Genomic DNA, 16,516 nt, shown 5'->3' on the forward strand with positions numbered 1-16,516 from the left:
CACCCCGGGGTGCCGGCCCCGCCCGTCCAGGCCTGCGCCCCGGGCCTGCTTCCCTCGTGCAAAACTTCCGGAGTTTCCGGGTCCGCGCCCCGTACCCCCTGACCGGTGCGGGGCGCGGGGTGCCGGACGGGAATGATGCACATGTAACTTTGGCGAATCCAGGCCACACCCCCGGGGACCGACCGAGCGGCCCCGGGGTGCTTCAAACTGGATGCCTAGATGAACTCTGGAGTCAGCCTGCATCACCTCTGATGCACTGTGTAGCGATTGGGGTCTCGGATCGCTACCCCGGAGGAGTTCTAGCCTTCCTCGTACATCTCATCTTCGTCCGCGTATACGCATCCATCCTTGTGACTGTACCCAGCCACGATATCCGCTCCGCATTCCTCGCATCCCCCATCGCTTCCGGCCCTTGCCGCGCCAGTCTCGTTGTCCAACATTCCATCCTCCAGTGAGCTGCGGACGGACCACAGAAAGGCCCGTGGCCCGAAACCATAGGGCTCCGGGCCACGGGCTGTCAATCGCTACTTTCCCTGCCAGATTCCCACTGCCACCCCGATCAACACCACGATGAAAAGGAACCTGACCTTCGTGCGGTATCTCATCTCCACCCGCGATGCCGTAGCCGCGAATCGAGTGATTCGGCCGCTTCTTCTTTGGAGATTTTCAGACCGTACTCAGCTGCGCGCTTTTGTACGCTCTCGGGTGTGACGGTGATCGCGCCCGGGTCGTTTTCCGGCCGTAGGGTAATGGTGGTGTCAGTGACCTCCTGTACCTTTCGGGCACGAATGGTGTGGGTGTGATCTTCTTTCTTCTTTCCGATTCTCATGAGGATGCCTTCCATGCGCCGCTTTTCGAAATCCACGTCTGGTATTCCTGGCGAACGTAGTAGCGCGGGGAGTCCCATTCGCTGGCATCGGGCCCGTAGGGTCCGGCCACCTGATCGGGGTGCCGGCGGTCCCACGCGACCAGTTGGCAGGCGTCTCCAACCGCGTCCCGCTCGGCCTCGGCAGGCGTCGCCGTGCGCCCCACGGGTGATTCGGCCGCCATGAGAGCAAGACGATCGGACAGCGCGGCCAGGCGCAGGAAGCGTTCACGTACGCGGTCGGGGCCGGCCTCTCCGGTGCGCAAAAGGGTGTCGAGTCGAAGGAGGGCGGCGCTCTCGGCCATGGGTTCGGGGGCGTGCGCGTAGACGGCTTCCGGCGGTGGGGCATCGAATGGGGCGCCGGTGCGCGGGTCGGCCATGGCTACTCCTGGTGACATCACCTGTTGCGCGTTGCGTGTCGCAACAGGTGGAGGGGAGGGGGGTTGAGGGGCCCGGGGGGCCGGATGGGCCCCCCGGGCGGTGTTGCGACACGCGACACGCAACAGGTGCCGACTACGGGGCGTTACGCGGCGCGGTGGTACTCCGCGGCTACGTAGGCCACCTGGCCGGAGCCGCGATCGACGCGGACGACGTGTCCGTAGGCGGCCCAGCGGGGCAGCCAGCGGTGGAGGGTGGACCGGTCGCGGGCGTATTCGGGGTGGTCCTTGATGGCGTCGTACAGGGCCGTCACGCCCAGGCCGGCGCTGCCGGCTTGCCGGAGCACGTCGAGGGCGTGGAGCTGCGCCCGGTCCTTGATCACCATGTCTGCCTGGGAGACCGGTCCCAGGGTGGGCGGAGCGGGCAGGGGTTCGGCTGCGGTGTCGTCGTCGCCCAGGGTCCAGGTGGCGTCGTCGAGTACCTGGCGAAAGGCGCGGGTGCTGTCCGCGTGCTGCGATTCGCTTTCGGTCTGGCGTGCCGGCGCGGTGGGCGGCTGGGGCTTTTTCCCGAGGGAGGGGAAGAGGGCGTCCATATCGACTCCGCCGGGTGCGGTCTGTGTTTCGGTGTCCGGGAGTCGGGTGGCGGTTACCGGCGTGCCGTTCATGGCGGCCTTGGCGGCCTTGGACAGTACATCGGTGTTGGAGTAGAGCAGCGGGAGGGTTCGGGCCCACCTTTGCTTGTAGAACTCCGCCGATTCGATTCCGAGGCTTACCTCGTCGAGCTTGGGCCGGTAGCCTGCCACCGATTTAGCGATAGACATCACGTCTTGGGGCTCGATGCGGTACGCCTTGAAAGGCTGCGGTTTGCCGTTCCCTTCTTCCACGAATCCGCTTCCCTGGTATGCGGCATCTTCTTTTTTGATGCCACGGGAATCGGAAAAGATGTGCATGTACTCTGCTTCGTCGCTCACTCGCATAGCGATGCGAAGGCGGGTCATCTCCTTCATGGAGGGAGAGGCCATATCCCGGGTTCCTCGCAGAACACAGGTGAACGCGCGGACGGCGGCGGCGCGACCGGTGTTGATGACGGTGTCCAGTCCCTTTTGCACGCTCATCGGGAGCTGGGCGGCTTCGTCGGTCACGATGATGATTTCCGGGACGCTCTCGTCCACCGGGATCTTGTCGTCGTTCACGGCGAACATGCGGTCCTGATAGTCGCGCTTGCGGGTCGCGATGATCTCCTCGGCAACGCGCAGCATGATCAGGGCTTCCTCGACGGTGCTGGCCGACCAGTCAACGACCGGGGCATGGGCGGTTCCGTCGCGTGCCCAGGCGCGCAGCCACGGCAGGGTCACACCGGCGCCGGTGACGTCGATGTGCCAGATCAGCACGTCAACGCAGCGGGCCAGTTCGGCGTTCACCACGTTGAGCAGGTTGGTCTTGCCGCCTTCGGGCTGGCCGATGACCAGTCCGCAGTGGTAGCGCAGCGCGGTGGTGGAGAACCGCTTGCCGTCCTTGTAGCGGCCGGCCTCGATGGGGTCGTTGACCGATCCGGGGGTCAGGGCCCGGTCGATGCGGTAGGGGAAGGTCCGGGCTACCGCGTTGGCGGTCTCGACCTTGATGATCGCGGTCCCGTAGTCCTTGCCGTGGTTGATCTCCAGCCCGCATCCCATGGGAAGCCGTAGATCGGCCCGCAGGGAGTCGGCGCGCTGCTGGACGGCGGCGAGGGTCTCCCCTGCGGGCAGGGTCACCTCGATCGTGTAGCCGCAGGATTCCTCGCCCTTCTCCGGCTCCCATTCCTCCACGCCCACCACCTGGCATCCCTCGATGCCGCAGATGCGCTGCAGGCGGTCTTCCCAGCTTCCCCGGGTCTCTTCGCGGCGGGCCTGTGCCTCGGCCTCGGCGCGGCGGGCGGGTGCGCTTTGCTCGTACTCGCGGAACGCGGCGTTGCAGCCCCATCCCAGGACGGTGCCGGCCGCGAGGGTCGCCACCGGTGCCCAGGACGACCAGGGGCCGACCGCCAGCGCCCAGGATGTCCAGCCGCCCGTCAGCAGCCACGCGGACGCCCGATAGACCCGGTTGGGGGTGGACCACCTGCGGTGCGTGGCCACGGCCACCGAGGCGACCGCGCCGGCGACGCCTTCCGCCAGCCCGATGACGGGCGGCATGTGGGCGAGGTGTCCGGCGGCTGCGGTGACGACGGCGACCCCGGCCGCGTTGGTGGCGGCCCACGCGGGCGGGTGGGCGGCCGTCCAGTCCAGCCGCCCCGGCTTGTTGCTCTTCTTGGTGCTCACGCTGTGCTCTCCCGGGTCTCGGACATCACGTCAGACGTTCCACATGGCTTCGGCGGCGGGGCCGTTGCGCGGTGCTTCGTGGCGGGCCAGGTCGGCGGCGTGCACCCGGCGGAACACCGGGAGAACGTCCGATGCGGCCGACACCGCGTGCAACAAGTGCTGGTGCACGGCGGCGACCAGCTCGGCCACGACCGGTTCGACGGCGTAGGAATCCGCGGAGTGCACCGCGAGGGACTGGACGGCTGAGGCCAGGTGCTCAATGCCGGTCGGCAGGCATTCGTATTCCGCGGACACCTCGGTCATCACGCCCGGCTGGTAGGTGGCGTAGACCGTGGCGACAGCGTCGCACGAGCGGCTGAACACCGACTGGTGCGCCGTGCCGCTGTCACCGGGGCGCCCGCCGATGTTCCACATGACCTCACCGGACCACCCGTTGCGCGGCTCGGTGTGGCGGGCCAGGTCGGCGGCGTGGACCTGGGTGAACGTGGTGTGCACCTCGTCGGCCTTGTCGGCGGCTTCCGCGAGGCGCTTGTAGACCCCGCTCACCGCCTCCACGACGGCCTTGTGCGCGGGGTAGACCTGCTCCGTGTTGAGCGCCAGATGCCGGATGGCCGTAGCGGCGGCCCGGATGCCCTCAGGAAGCCCCTGGTACTCGGCGGCGACCGCCAGCATCGACGGCGGGCTGTACGCGCTGTACGCGGTCGCTACGGCCTCGGCTGCCCGGGCGAAAACCTGCTGCACGGTGGTGCCTTCCTGTCCGGGCGCACCGGTTGCCGGGGCGCCTCCTTGCGGTGCTGAGGTGTTGCCGGGGTCGTCCACGGTCGCGCGGACCGGCGCCCGCTTCTCGGCGGCCGTGGCCGCCGCTTCGCGGGCGCGTAGGGCGTCCTCCTTGGGTCGTGCCCGATTGGCCCGCCAGTTCCACGCGCGCAGCGCAGCCGCTTTGCCCGATCCCCAGGTGAAGGGGCGGGCCATCTTCCCGAGAATCCCGGCGATCGAGGCGAGTACGAGCGTGCCGGTGATCCGGCGGGCGTAGCGGAGCCGGGCGCGCAGCGACCGGCGGGCAGAGGTGCTGCTCCGCCAGCCCCGGGCCAGTGCTGAGCCGGTGCGGCCGACCATCGCGGGCCACCCGGTGCGGGCGGCGCGAACGGCGCGGCCGACCCCGCCACCGGCCCGCTGGATGAGTCCGCGCACCGAGCGCGGCGACGGCGGCTGGTTGGCCTGGCCGGCCCGGCGGCGGGCGGCGGCGGTGGTCTGCGCGGCCGGACCGCCGGACCGGCCGCCTCCGCCTCCGCCTCCGCGCCCCGGGCGGTTCATCAGGCGGCCCAGCAGGCCGCGCCCCAGCGAGCGGCCCGCCGACCCTTTGCCCCCCGCGCCCCGGGGAGCGGTGCCGCCCCCGGGCGCGCGGCGGTCCGCACGGCTGCCCGGGCCGGTGCCGGTGCCCTTGCCGCCGGAGGTATCCGCGTGGCGCCCGCCCTGCCGGGTGCGCGGCAGCGTTCCGCCCGCGCCCGGCAGCGGACCTGTGGAGTCACCCGAGCGGCGGCGCCGGTTCCGGCTTCCGCCGGTCGAGGTGCCACCGCCACCGCCCGCGCCCGACGCGTTGGTGCGGCGGCGCGATGCCGGGGTGTTCGTCCCGTACGGCTGCTGACGGAATCCGGCGCGCCGCAACCCTCCCCGGCCGCCCAGTCCGCCGAAGGAACCGAAGCCGCGGCGGGCCCCCCGGGTGGCCTTGCGGAACGCGTACGCGGTCGCGGTAGCACCGGCCACCCCGGCGGCGCCGCCCACGGCGACCACCCCCGCGACCCCGGCGGCGTAGTAGGCGCTGGTGCTCACCAGCCCGGCCGCGTTGGCGAGGGTCAACAGCAGCGGGCCGCCAGGAACCGCCTGCGGACGCTCCGGCACGGACGGCTGCTCCGGCTCCTGGACCCCAGCAACGGGCGCGGGCGCGGGGGCCGGCATGTCGGGGGCGTAGCCGGGCTGCGGCGGGATCACCGGGGAATCGGCGGGTACCGGCCCGGCATGGGGCGCCGCGACCGGGTTTGGCTGAACCGTAGTTTGCGTGGCGCTCTGAGGGGTCGTCATGCTGTGTCTACCTCTCCGGTGTGCCTAGTCGGTTGCTGGGAGGTGGGGTCCGGCGGGGGTTCGTCCCGCCGGACCCCGTCACGGAGCAACTACGCCCCGTGAGTTTGTGAGCCTAGGCCGGGTGAGTGACACCACTCCAGGCCATATCGGCATCAGGCGCCCCGGCCGTATCGACGGCCGGAGGGCGGTAGCCACCCGCGATCAGCGCGGCGGCCTCGCTGCGGTAGCCGGACGCGGTGCCGTTGGCGACGCTGAGCGCGGTCTCGATCCGGTACAGCGGCAGCCGCTCGGCGTCCCCACCGGCCTCCGCGAGGATCAGCCGTGCCACCTTGCGCACCGCCCGTTCGCGTCCGCTCAGCCGCGCCTCGTCCTCGGCGGCGACGGCCACCAGCTCGGCGCGCGCGGTCGCGGCGCGGTGCTCGGCGGCGCGGCGTTCGGCGGCGGCGGACGCCTCGGCGTCCTCCTCGGCCCGGCGGCGGGCGGCTGCCGCGCTGCTGTCGGCGGCGGCGGCGGCGCGGTTGGCCTCGGCGGTGGTGGCGCGGGCGGCGGCGGCGCGGACCTCAGCCTCCGCCTGGGCGGCGGCGTGCTCGGCTGTGGCGCGGCGGGCGGCTGCGGTCCGGGCGGTCTCCTCCGCCCGCTCCTCCGCATCGGCCAGCCGCTGCGCCTCGGCAGCCGCGCGTTCGGCGGCGGTCTTGTCGGCGGCGGCGCGGATACCGGCGGTGTCGGCGGCGGCGCGGGCAATGTGCCCGGCGGCAGCGGTCTCCCCCTCGACCCGGGCGCGCAGCACGGCGACGTCGCCGGCCGCGCGCAGCTGCTCGGCCTCGGCAGCGAGCGCGGCCAGGCGCTCGGCGTGCTCCAACGCGCGGCGGTCCGCGGCGGCCTGGTGCTCCAGCTCCTGGCGCTCGCGCGCGGCGGCCGCGCGGCGCTCCTGATCCGCCCGGCGCATCCGCTCCGGCAGTGCCAGCGCGTCATCGACAGACACCCCGTAGGGGGCCAGCAGGTCCGGCAGCCGGTCCAGGGTGCCGACGCGCTCACCGCCTTCGGTGCCCGCATCGAGGGCCGCCTCGATCTCCTGCCGGTGTGCCAGCCACACCCGGTAGATCAGCCGTTCACGGCGTGCGGTGCGCGCCGCGTCGTAGCTGCACGGCGTGATCGTCGCGTCGCGCCACACGTTCCACGTGCTGATCGGGGCCAGCAGCCACTGCCGGGCGGTCAGCGTGCCGACGCCGCTCTCCAGCGCTGCTTTGCGGGTGATCGCGTGCCGCACCGCGTCCACGGCGATCACGAACACCACCGGCATCGCAGCGTGCGCAAGGGTGCGCCACGGGTCGGCCCACACCGATCCGTGGCCGGCTCCCGCATTCAGCGCGATCGTGGCCAGCGTCATGCCGTGCGCGGCGATGCGCAGCAGCGCCTTGGGGGTCTTGCGGTAGGCCAGCCACAGGTCGATCGCGAAAAAGGCGACGATCGCGCCGTCGATCCCGATGGGGAACCAGGCCGCGGCGGTCGGCCCGAACCCCCATCCCACGGCCGCACCCCGAAGGGTGTCGTAGGACAGCGCGAACCCGATCCCGGCCACCAGCAGACCGCCGACCAAACCGACAACGGCCACCGGCCACATGAACCCGCGCAGTTTCGGCGTCGTCGCGGGGTTGTCGTTGGTGTCGGTACCCGGGTCGGCGTTGTCGCTGACCGGCGCATCCGGCGCGGGCGGTGCCGCGTCCGGGGCAGCGAGCTCCGGCATCGTTGCCCGCTCGGCGGAAATCGTGGTCATCGCGTCCTCATCTCATCGTGGTGCGGGTACGTGCCCCGGGCCGGTTCCGATCCGGCGGCGTCACGTCCCCCGGCGGGTGCCGGGTCCGGGGCGGTGGTGCGGGTGGTGCGTAGTGGGTGCTTGTCTACTCCCCGCCTACATGTGCAGGCGGGCGAACCACCCGATGACGGCTCCGATCGCGGCGCTCACGTGCGGGGCGACCGAGGTGGAGGAGATCTCGAATCCGGCCAGCATGCACAGCAGGCCCTGGAACAGGCGGATGCTGCCCCGGCGGATCATCACCACGGCGGTGATGGTCAGCACCACCGCAAGCGAGCCGGTGACGATCATCGGGACCCCCCGTCAGTGGCGGGGTGCGGGCCGTGCTCCGGTGGCTTGCCGATGGTGCCGGTGCTCTTCCGGAGACGGTGGGCCAGGTCCTCGATCCACGCATCGACGGGCATCCCGTCGATGGTGGGCCGGCCCGTGCTCGCGTCCTCGCCGATCAGGCAGTGCGCCAGGTCGATGCCCGCCGCTGCGGCGGCCACGATGATCTGGATGATCTGCTCGTCGGTCATCCGCGCCCCGCCGCGTCCAGGGCGGCGACCGCCGCGCGCTGCGCCTCCAACGCCTCCTGCGCGGCGGCCAGGTCGCGGGCGGCTTGCGCGCGGGCCGCCTGCATCGCGGCCTCGGCCTGACGGCGCTTCTCGTCGTCATCCACGGCGCCGCCCCCCGTCCTTGGCGGCCGGGGTGGTGTCGCGGGCGGTGTCGGCGGGCGGGTACCAGCCGCCCCGGGCCGGGTCGTGCACGGTTTCGTGCCGGGGGTCGGGGCGGGAGCCCGGCGCGGTCGGCATCGAGCGCAGCGCCATCACCGCACCCCCGCAACGCAGCAGCAGCGCAGGAACCCGCACAGCTCGCACCGGCCGCCGGCGAAAGCGTTGTCGGTGAACTCGAGGACCGGCAGCGCTTCGGGCTCGTCCTCGAAGCCGCGCCGGTTGTCCTCGCGTTCCTGGCGCTTGATCTCGTCACGCAGTCCGGCCAACGGGCCGCGGGGACGGGGGATGTGGGGGCGGCCGGCGGGGAGATGGGGCTGCCGGGGCCCGGGGACCGACACAGGTCGGTCCAAGGTCAAGATACGATCCATCGCGGATCGCCCTCCTATGTACGTAGGTGGCGGTCAAGGCCCGGCAGGGGAGGTGAGATGCCCCTGTCGGGCCGCCCTCGTTTCCGGGGCGAGACACCACCATGACACAGAAGTCTGCTCCGGACAAGCAGTGCCCGGAACAGACTTCGTGCGCTACGCTCCCGTCATGGAGATCCCGGAGACCGCGCAAGCCAATGCGCTGCGCGACGTGGCCCGACTCGGCGCGGAGCGCGCTGAGGCGCTCGCCAGCGTCGAACGCCTGACCAACTCATTGCGCGACGCGACCGTCCTAGCTGTGCGCAGCGGAGCTCCACGCTCCCGCGCCCGCGAGTTGAGCAAGGTCAGTAGCGACCTGTTCTACGCGTGGCTTGAGGGGGCTGGCATCGAGGTGCGCCGCCGCCGGAAGAAGATGGCAGCCGCGCCCGATAGCCAGGGGCGCCGACCACTCGGCCACGGCGCCTCCGACACGCCGGAAGACACCTAGTTCCCCGGGGATACACCCAGTGCATGGAGAATGCGGAGCGTGCATATGTCCAGTACAGAGACGGTTCTACGGATGACCGTAGCGGCACTGATGCGGGCCACCGGCGAGCATCAGGACGACCTTGGGCGTGGCCTGCGGCTGTCGCAAGCACAGATCAGCCGCAAGCAATCCGGGCGCTCGATGTGGTCGCTGGCCGACCTCGACCGACTGTCGGAGCACTACGGCGTGCCCGTCCCGGATCTGTTGTGCGGGATGGATCACGCGGTCAACAAGCTGGCGCCGCGCCGCCGTGCGGGCTTGATCGGCGGCACGCAGACCGTCATCCACGCGGGCGGGGGCGCCGGATAGGGCGCGGCCACGGGGAGTAGTCTCACCGGCACAGAAGATCACCACAGACATGAGTCACCACACGCAAAAGCCCCTCGGGCGGGTTCCGGAAAGTTTCGCGGCGTTCCGGGCCTTTGGGGCTTTGCGGTGACCGAAGCTAGGTCGTTGGCGAGTGTACCCGGGCGTGAAGCCCGGTACGCGTCGGCGACTGGAAAGACGGTACGTCGTGCAGCACAGTTCAGCCACCCGGAGCCGGAACGCGGCGGAGGTGGCCCGGTGAGTACAGATTCCGGCATGGAATTGACGGGTCCGGACGATGAGATGGAACTCTCCGGCCCTAAGAACGGCGGTTGGTACACCTCGCAGCTCGCGGACTGGGTACCGCTGTGTCCGCAGCTCAAGGACTCAGCGGTACGGCTGTACTGGATCATGCGCGCGCTCGTGATCGAGAAACACGGTCCGGTGCGCAAGCTCACCGTGATGGAGCTGTGCCATCTGCTGCCGACCAAGAACGGCGGTCCGTCCAGTCACACCCGGGTCCGCAACTTGCTACGGGACCTGTCGGCGGTCGGACTGATCAGCACACCGAGCGGCCAAGCGGTGAGTACGTCGTCGCGGGCGAAGGCGTCGGGGGCGGCGCTGCGCATCCGGGTGAATGACCGGCCCGGGGCCAGCGCGGCGTACAAGGGGCCGCGCAACGCGTTCGCCGCGCTCGACTCGATCCGGGCGGCGGCACGTGAGCAGGCGGCAGCGGCAGCACGGACGGAGACCACGCGGAACGCCGCTCGCAAGGCCGAACATGCAGCTCAGAGCACGAACCCGAATGCGGGTCAGAAATCTGACCCGCTGTTCCCGGACGCCAGCGCGGGTCAGATTTCTGACCCGCTGGGTCAGATTTCTGACCCGTTGGGCCAGATTTCTGACCCGCATTCGGGGGCTGACCTGCAAGATCGCGAACCCCCGTTCAGTCCTTACGTTCAGTCCTCCCGCTCACGTCCCGATCTCCGTCCGTCCGTCCGTAAACCTGAGGTGGACGCGCGCGAGGGCGCGAGCACGGATGGACGGACGGACGACGGCGGCTCGAATGTTCAGGAAGCGGAGCAGCAGCAACACGTCGGGGGGGCGAGTCCGGCGGCGGCTGACGCCGCGCCGGACAACGACAACGGCGCAGCAGTAGAGGCGGGTACTCCGGGCGGTCCGCTGCCGGGTGCGGGAGCTCCACCCCACCGGACAGCCTCGGACGGGACGGAGATTCTGCACCGGATGGGCCGCCGCGTGCCGCAGCTCGCTCTTGCCGGGAAGGTGCTGAACGATCAGGCGTTGCGTCTGGACGGGCTGTTGGCGGAATCCGAGCGGCTGGGCCGCCCGTGGTCGCGCGGCGAGCTGCTGGAAGCGCTGTGCGCCCCGTTCACGGAGAAGATCCGCACCAGTGCGGGCGCGGTGGTCTCCGCACGGATCGGCGCCCTGCCGCTGACCCCGAACGCTCCCCGTATCCCGGTCCAGGGGACCGCGCCAGATGCAGCGGCGGACGGTGCGGACTGGGATCGCGACGGCGGCCGGGGCGGCCGGATGCCGTCCGGGCGGGACTTGTCGTCGTCGGCGGCCTGGACGTGGGCGGAGAAGCGCGCCGCCCTGGACGCAGCGACCCGGCACGGTCGGGACTGTGCCGGGGACGACAACCTGTGCCGGCGCCTGGCCGTCGAGGGCGAGACGCTGTGTGCGGAGCACCTGGGCTGGCCGGTGTGCTCCGGGGGCTGCGGCATCCGGGACCGCACCGGACTGTGCGCGGACTGCGTGGCGGCCGGACGGCACCTGTTGGAGCGCGGGACGCCGACCGCTGACGGTATGTGCCCCGGCTACGGCGACCGCGAGTGCGGGCAGGACGTGAAGTCCGCCGGATGGTGCGGGCGCTGCCGGATGGAAGCGCAGCGCGCCGCCGACCGCCAGCTGCTCGCCGACGCCGCGACCGGCACCGCCGACGCCGGATGGGAACAGCTCACCGCAGCCGCCGCCCGCGAGGCCGAACACGACGCCCACAACGCCGCATTCACCGATCCCGCACACACGGGCCAGGCACAGGAGGAACCCGCCCCGTTCTAAGGCCCTGGCCGCGCCTGTGAGCGCGTTTCTCCCGCCCCGGGCCTCCCAGTCCGGGGCGGGAGAAGATCGGCCGTCAGATCGGCGCACAGCGCGTCGAGTTGCCGGGGTCGCGCCGCCGGCGGGAGCAGCGGGAACCCCTTCCGTCGCCGCCCGCTCTGTTCCAGACCCCCGGTGCAGGGGAGTAGTCGGCGCGGCCGGACCCCTTGACCGCGCATGTCGGAGACCGTTCCGCCGTCGCCGTGGGGCAAGTTGTAGGGCACGTTGAGGGGCAAGTTGTAGGGCAAGCCGCCCCGCCGAACCCTGACCAGGTTCGGGGCAACCGCCCGCCGGCCCCGCCGACTGAGAGCACTTCGGCGCCTCGGCGCGCCTCCCTCCTCCGCCTTGACACGGCCGGTACGCTCCAGGCCGACCGCAGCGCAGCGAGGATCTAAGGTCTGGAGCGCGCCGGACGCGCCGCGGCTGATCCGGCATCAATTCCCCTCCCCGCCCCCGCGTTGGCGAAGCGGGCCGCGACCGCGCCACAGGGGCGGTTGTGGCCGCTGGGTCCGCAGGGGCCACGGCTGACTACCCTGGCCTGGCCGGCTCCGGGCCGTCTTCCTCACCACCCGGGGGCCCGGGGTCCGGCAGCCCACCGCGTGCCGCGCGTGGCCCGTGCCGGGCGTGCCGCGCACGCGAGGCCAGCTCCCCGCCGACCCGGGGCCGTCCGGCGGTGTCTCGCGCGCGAGACGTGTGCACCTGTGCTCGTGCACCCGCGTGCACACGGGAGCGGGTCGGCCGGGGAAGGCCGCCGTCCGCCCCGGCCCTCGCCCCGGGGGAAGGGAAAGGGACCTCTCCTGGCAAGCAGGAAGAGGTGTCGATCCGGCGGGACCGGTTGCACTCGGCCGGTGACCTGCACCGGTACCCGGGCCGCCGGATAGGGCGGTGAAACCTGCCGCGAAACCCCGTACGAAACCTCCTGCGAAACCTGCGGCGAAACCCGCCGCGAAACCTCCCGCGAAACCGGTCCGGCAGGCGGTTGCACTCGTCCGTCGAGGGGCGGCCGGACGGGCCGGGGCCGACCTGTGGTCCGGCGGGACCTGGCCGGTTCTTCCCCGGGCCCGGGAGGGTCGCGCAGGGAAGAAGTCGGCGCCGGTTGCACCCCTTGTCCGCGCCCGTGGCCTGCATAGACACCCGCCCACTGCGGCGGGCGAAGGGGACCCCAAACAGAACCCGAAACGGACGCCCGAAGGGAGCTCGAAAGGGAAGCCCGAAGAGAAGCCGGAACGGAACCTGGTGTCGGGCCCTTGACATCAGGTGTGCGGTTTCCACACACTGTGCGGAAACCGCACACCTGATGAAGGGGAACACATCATGGCCGTGTCCATCACCCGTACCGCCGACCGCACGACGATCGACTGGGAGCGCAACGACGACCCGCAGGGATACGTCGTTCAGGCCATCGACAGCGGCCGTCTGGAGCACGCCCTGACCGCGCTGGGTCTGCACACCTTCGAGGCGCTGGCCGCGCTCAACGAGTTCGAGCGCGCCGACATCCTGCGGTCCACTGCCGCGCTCGCAGCCGAACTGACTCGCAGGGTCCGGCACCTGACCGTGGCCGCCCGCGACGACGGCATGACCTGGGGCACGCTCGCCTCCCAGCTCACCGGCGACCCCCACGCCCGCAGCACCGCCCGCGGCACGTACGAGGCCGGACTGCGCCAGATGGGCCGCATCTGACCGCGCACCGAAGAGGGACGGGCGGCGAAAGGCCGGCCCCGTGGGCCGTCAGGCCGGAAGGTGCGCGCGCCCTCACACCTCACAGCCTGTGCCGCGCGCCGACCTCGGGAAAGGGTTGTGAGGCACACAGCCTCACAGCCCCGGCCCCGAAGTGGCTGGGCCGGTGATCCGCAGATTGCACCCCCTTGCCCTTCCGTGCTTTCGCAGGCGGACAACCCCTTGACCTCCTTCGGATCGACGGGACCGACCCCCGCTCGTGGCGGCAGGTCGTTCCGGCTACGACGGGCGTTCGGCCCACCGGTCGGCCCCGGCCTGGCTGGCCGTGTACGTCAACGTCTCCCCGTGTACGTCACCCACTTCACGTACCGCCGGCCGCGCCTCGAACGGGGCGGGTGCGGCCGAAGCGGCCCGGGCCGGGAACGGGTACCGGCAAGCTGGTGGGGCAGTTGACCGCGCGTCGTGGAAGGGCCCGTTCGTGAGTGATGACCCGTTGTTGAGCACCGCGCAGCTTCACGCCTGTCTGCGCACGATCGGGGTGGAGCTCCCGGTCCCGGACCCGATGCCGCGGGCGGTCGCCCTGGGGATGCTGCTGTACTGCGTGGAGGGCGCCGCGACCATCGACACCGACCGCCTGGACCTGGAGGCGGTCCGCGAGGGCTACCTCGCCGGCATCCGCAACACGCTGCACGCCGACGGGGACGAAAACCCCAACGCGCTGAGCGGGGTGTGGTCGCGGCTGCTCCAAGCCCGGGTCAACCGCACACTGACCGACCTGACCGCCACCCAGACCGACGACGACGGCCAGGGATACACCGTGGCACCGGCGGTCAACCACCTCCTGGACGCCGCCCAGACGCTGCTGTCCACCAGCAACCCACCCCCGCACATCCCCCCGCAACAGCAGCTGCACAACGTACGCAACGCGCTGCGCACCGCCCGCCGTGAAGTCCAGGCCGCCCGGCAGCAGATCGAGGACGGCCGCAAAGTGCTGCGCTCCCTCGGCCTGGAACCCTGAGGGTGCCCGACGCGACCGTGCCGGGCGCTGACCTGACCTGTCGTGGCGAGCGGAGCCACTTCTCGGCAACCACCCGTTCATCCATGCGTTCAACCACGCGGTCAACCACCCGTTCAACCATGCGTTCACTGCTTCCCCGCCGCTCACCGCGTTTTAGGGCCGTGACCTGCACTAGTGATGTCTGACCGGGGCGGCCTGGACGCCGACTTCCCCCTCTGCCTGCCCTTCCCCTGACCCGGGTGGGAGATGCCGGGGGTGGGCGGCGGCAGTGCAGCGGCGGAAACGGGCGTGTCTGGGCTTCCCTGGCGGCCACCGGGTGGGGCCGCCAGGTCGAGCGACGGGTGGGGCCGGCTAATGACCACGCAGCGTCGCGCTCGTCGCCCAACCGCTCGGCAACCGAGACGGGTCCAGGGCAACATGAGGGTGACCATGTTGAAGCCCGCCAGTAGACGCGGTTCCCATGGGGCCGCCCTGCTCCCGGTCCCTTCCAGTACAGCCCCGGGCCCGGCCCCCGCAAATCCGCGACGCCCCATGGTCCGGGCGCGGGTGGCGCCGGTGGTGGACGGCACCCAGAGCGCTCCAGAACCGCCCACCGGTCCGAACCCGGGGATCTTGCCACACCTGCGCATGTCGGGCTGTTTTGGCTCCGACAAGCATTCGATGTCCGAGGTGTCGGAGGTGGTTGGATCTTGCGGGGGCGACCTGTCGCACCGTGTCAGCGCCGATATTCCGGGCGGGCTCCATGGGCTGCGAACTGATATTTCGAGCTACGCCATCATAATCCGCACCTCAGCTACCGTCCTTCTTGCTTTCAGGACGCGCGCCTATATAAAGCTATCGGCGCGGACGTTAGCGCGAATACCAGTTGTTCACAGAAAGCTTTATGATGCGCCGTGCCGGATGTCCTTAGGAGCGCCGGAAACGGCTGCGGGACCGGCATTGCTGCGATGAGGAAAGCCGGTCTCACGGGTGCCCGCCTATTCGCTTTCGCCAACCGCGCTCGGCCGACTACGGCTGGGACCGGCTCCAGCCGTAACCCGTCCTTGGCGAAGCGCAGCACCGCGGCCAGGAGGACGGGCAGCCGGGGGCGCCTCGGTGCCAGCGCGCCACGTCTCGGGGACGCCGCGCGGTCTCTCCGGGCCGCCGTGCGGCACCTCGCGGGCACCCAGCGGGGAAGATGGGCGGATGGAGCGCCCACGCCTGACCCAGCGGGAGGCCGCCGCCGCGTGCGGGGTCCACCTCTCCACCATCCGCCGCTACCGGGAAGCCGGCCGCCTGCCCCATGCGCAGCGCGACCCCTCCCGGGGCTGGCTGATCCCTGTAGAGGATCTGCTCGCGGTCGGGCTACGCCTGCACGCCCCGGCGCCCCCGGAGGGTGAGCCGCCCACCGTGAGCGGGAGAGCGACCCCCCTGGGCGACCCAGTGAGCGGGGATGAGCGGTCCACCACAGCCAGGCTTGAACAAGCGCTCAAGGAGGAGCGGCACCGCCGCGAGATCGCGGAGCTGAAAGCCGAATATCTGGCCGCAAACGTGGCCGACCTACGCCGCCATGTGTTGGCGCTCACCCCCGGCCCCACGGCTGGCCCAGCCGACCCAGAGAGCGAGGGTGAGCCGCCCACCCTCCCCGCTCAGAGCAGACTCACTGAGCGACCCATGAGCGGACCGGTGAGCGAGGGTGAGCCGCTCACCCCTCGCCGCCGTTGGAGCCTGCGACGGCGCACCTGAGGCACCGACCGCCGTGTCCGAGACATCGGCCCGGGCGCCTGAGAACCAATCCTCCAGGAATAGGCAACAGGCAACACGAGAAACAGGCACGCGTGCGGGCCCCTCGTGCGGCACGATGTAATCATCACAAGCCAGGGTGAGAGGAAATACAATGACGTGGAAATGGAACGCGGACCGGCAAAGCGCGGATCAATACAGGAAGGACATCGCAGAACTGTCCGCCGTGGCCCAAACAGCAGAATTGAAAGGCGATCGCGTCATGGCGGACTTCGTGCACAACGGGATTGACAACGCCTTAGATATGCTGCGGTACGTAGAAGAACATCCGGAGCCATAAAAGCCCTAGGGCAGTGTTCCGGAACCTCGGGTCCTACACAGCGCATCAGGGGTGATGCAGGATGGTTCCAGAGTTCATCTAGGCACCCAGTTTGAAGCACCCCCGGCCGCCCGTTCAGTTCCCTGGGGGTGTGGCCTCGATTCGCCAAAGGTACATGTGCATCACTTTCCGGAACTGTGCCCCGTGCCTCCGCCCCAGTCGGGGGAACGGGGCGCCGGCCCGGAAACTCCGGGAAGTTTTGCACGAGGGAAGCACCCCCGGGGCGCAGGCCTGGACGGGCGGGGCCGGCACCCCGGGGTA

The 16,516-nt window shown here is 71.0% G+C and carries 17 protein-coding genes; 7 read left to right on the plus strand and 10 right to left on the minus strand.

From position 1 onward, the window contains the following. Positions 1-601: 601 nt before the first annotated feature. The 10 genes from QMK24_RS38275 to QMK24_RS38320 form a co-directional block, all read right to left on the minus strand. Positions 602-865, minus strand: a complete 264-nt coding sequence (locus QMK24_RS38275) for a hypothetical protein (protein ID WP_283471508.1) — start codon at positions 863-865, stop codon at positions 602-604. Next, positions 826-1,245 carry a hypothetical protein gene (locus QMK24_RS38280; protein WP_283471510.1) on the minus strand — a complete coding sequence of 140 codons (420 nt, stop codon included), beginning with the start codon at positions 1,243-1,245 and terminating at the stop codon, positions 826-828. Before QMK24_RS38280 ends, QMK24_RS38275 begins: the two co-directional genes overlap by 40 nt. A 143-nt stretch (positions 1,246-1,388) precedes the next feature. After that, positions 1,389-3,536, minus strand: a complete 2,148-nt coding sequence (locus QMK24_RS38285; RefSeq protein ID WP_283471511.1) for a hypothetical protein — start codon at positions 3,534-3,536, stop codon at positions 1,389-1,391. A gap of 30 nt (positions 3,537-3,566) precedes the next feature. Further along, on the minus strand, positions 3,567-5,525 hold the full coding sequence (locus tag QMK24_RS38290; RefSeq protein ID WP_283471512.1) for a hypothetical protein: 1,959 nt from the start codon (positions 5,523-5,525) through the stop codon (positions 3,567-3,569). Between the two features lie 202 nt (positions 5,526-5,727). Further along, a complete protein-coding gene (locus QMK24_RS38295; RefSeq protein WP_283471513.1) occupies positions 5,728-7,389 on the minus strand; it encodes a DUF2637 domain-containing protein in 1,662 nt (553 codons plus the stop codon). Between the two features lie 135 nt (positions 7,390-7,524). After that, the gene (locus QMK24_RS38300) at positions 7,525-7,719 is read right to left on the minus strand and encodes a hypothetical protein (protein WP_283471514.1); all 195 of its coding nucleotides are present in this window, start codon (positions 7,717-7,719) and stop codon (positions 7,525-7,527) included. Then, entirely contained in the window at positions 7,716-7,946 is a 231-nt protein-coding gene (locus QMK24_RS38305) for a hypothetical protein (RefSeq protein WP_283471515.1), read from the minus strand. Before QMK24_RS38305 ends, QMK24_RS38300 begins: the two co-directional genes overlap by 4 nt. Then, entirely contained in the window at positions 7,943-8,089 is a 147-nt protein-coding gene (locus QMK24_RS38310) for a hypothetical protein (protein WP_283471516.1), read from the minus strand. The genes QMK24_RS38305 and QMK24_RS38310 overlap by 4 nt, the downstream gene beginning before the upstream one ends. Beyond that, positions 8,082-8,237, minus strand: a complete 156-nt coding sequence (locus QMK24_RS38315) for a hypothetical protein (protein ID WP_269290050.1) — start codon at positions 8,235-8,237, stop codon at positions 8,082-8,084. Before QMK24_RS38315 ends, QMK24_RS38310 begins: the two co-directional genes overlap by 8 nt. After that, positions 8,237-8,512 carry a hypothetical protein gene (locus QMK24_RS38320; protein ID WP_283471517.1) on the minus strand — a complete coding sequence of 92 codons (276 nt, stop codon included), beginning with the start codon at positions 8,510-8,512 and terminating at the stop codon, positions 8,237-8,239. Before QMK24_RS38320 ends, QMK24_RS38315 begins: the two co-directional genes overlap by 1 nt. 166 nt (positions 8,513-8,678) lie before the next feature. Here QMK24_RS38320 and QMK24_RS38325 point away from each other — a divergent pair, with 166 nt between their 5' ends. The 7 genes from QMK24_RS38325 (at position 8,679) to QMK24_RS38355 (ending at position 16,216) form a co-directional block, all read left to right on the plus strand. Further along, a complete protein-coding gene (locus QMK24_RS38325; protein ID WP_283471518.1) occupies positions 8,679-8,996 on the plus strand; it encodes a hypothetical protein in 318 nt (105 codons plus the stop codon). 72 nt (positions 8,997-9,068) lie between these two features. Then, positions 9,069-9,344 carry a helix-turn-helix domain-containing protein gene (locus tag QMK24_RS38330; protein ID WP_283471519.1) on the plus strand — a complete coding sequence of 92 codons (276 nt, stop codon included), beginning with the start codon at positions 9,069-9,071 and terminating at the stop codon, positions 9,342-9,344. A gap of 255 nt (positions 9,345-9,599) precedes the next feature. Next, a complete protein-coding gene (locus tag QMK24_RS38335; RefSeq protein ID WP_283471520.1) occupies positions 9,600-11,423 on the plus strand; it encodes a hypothetical protein in 1,824 nt (607 codons plus the stop codon). Between the two features lie 1,350 nt (positions 11,424-12,773). After that, on the plus strand, positions 12,774-13,139 hold the full coding sequence (locus QMK24_RS38340) for a hypothetical protein (RefSeq protein WP_283471521.1): 366 nt from the start codon (positions 12,774-12,776) through the stop codon (positions 13,137-13,139). Between the two features lie 475 nt (positions 13,140-13,614). Continuing rightward, positions 13,615-14,154 (plus strand): hypothetical protein, encoded by a 540-nt coding sequence (locus QMK24_RS38345; protein ID WP_283471522.1) that lies wholly within the window; start codon positions 13,615-13,617, stop codon positions 14,152-14,154. Positions 14,155-15,339: 1,185 nt separating this feature from the next. Beyond that, positions 15,340-15,879, plus strand: coding sequence for a helix-turn-helix domain-containing protein (locus QMK24_RS38350; RefSeq protein WP_283471523.1), 540 nt, complete (start codon positions 15,340-15,342; stop codon positions 15,877-15,879). A gap of 151 nt (positions 15,880-16,030) precedes the next feature. Beyond that, complete coding sequence (locus tag QMK24_RS38355; RefSeq protein WP_283471524.1) at positions 16,031-16,216, plus strand: hypothetical protein; 186 nt, start codon at positions 16,031-16,033, stop codon at positions 16,214-16,216. The last annotated feature ends 300 nt before the right edge of the window (positions 16,217-16,516 follow it).

The sequence above is a fragment of the Streptomyces sp. PH10-H1 genome, from assembly GCF_030063355.1.
Taxonomy (GTDB): Bacteria; Actinomycetota; Actinomycetes; order Streptomycetales; family Streptomycetaceae; genus Actinacidiphila.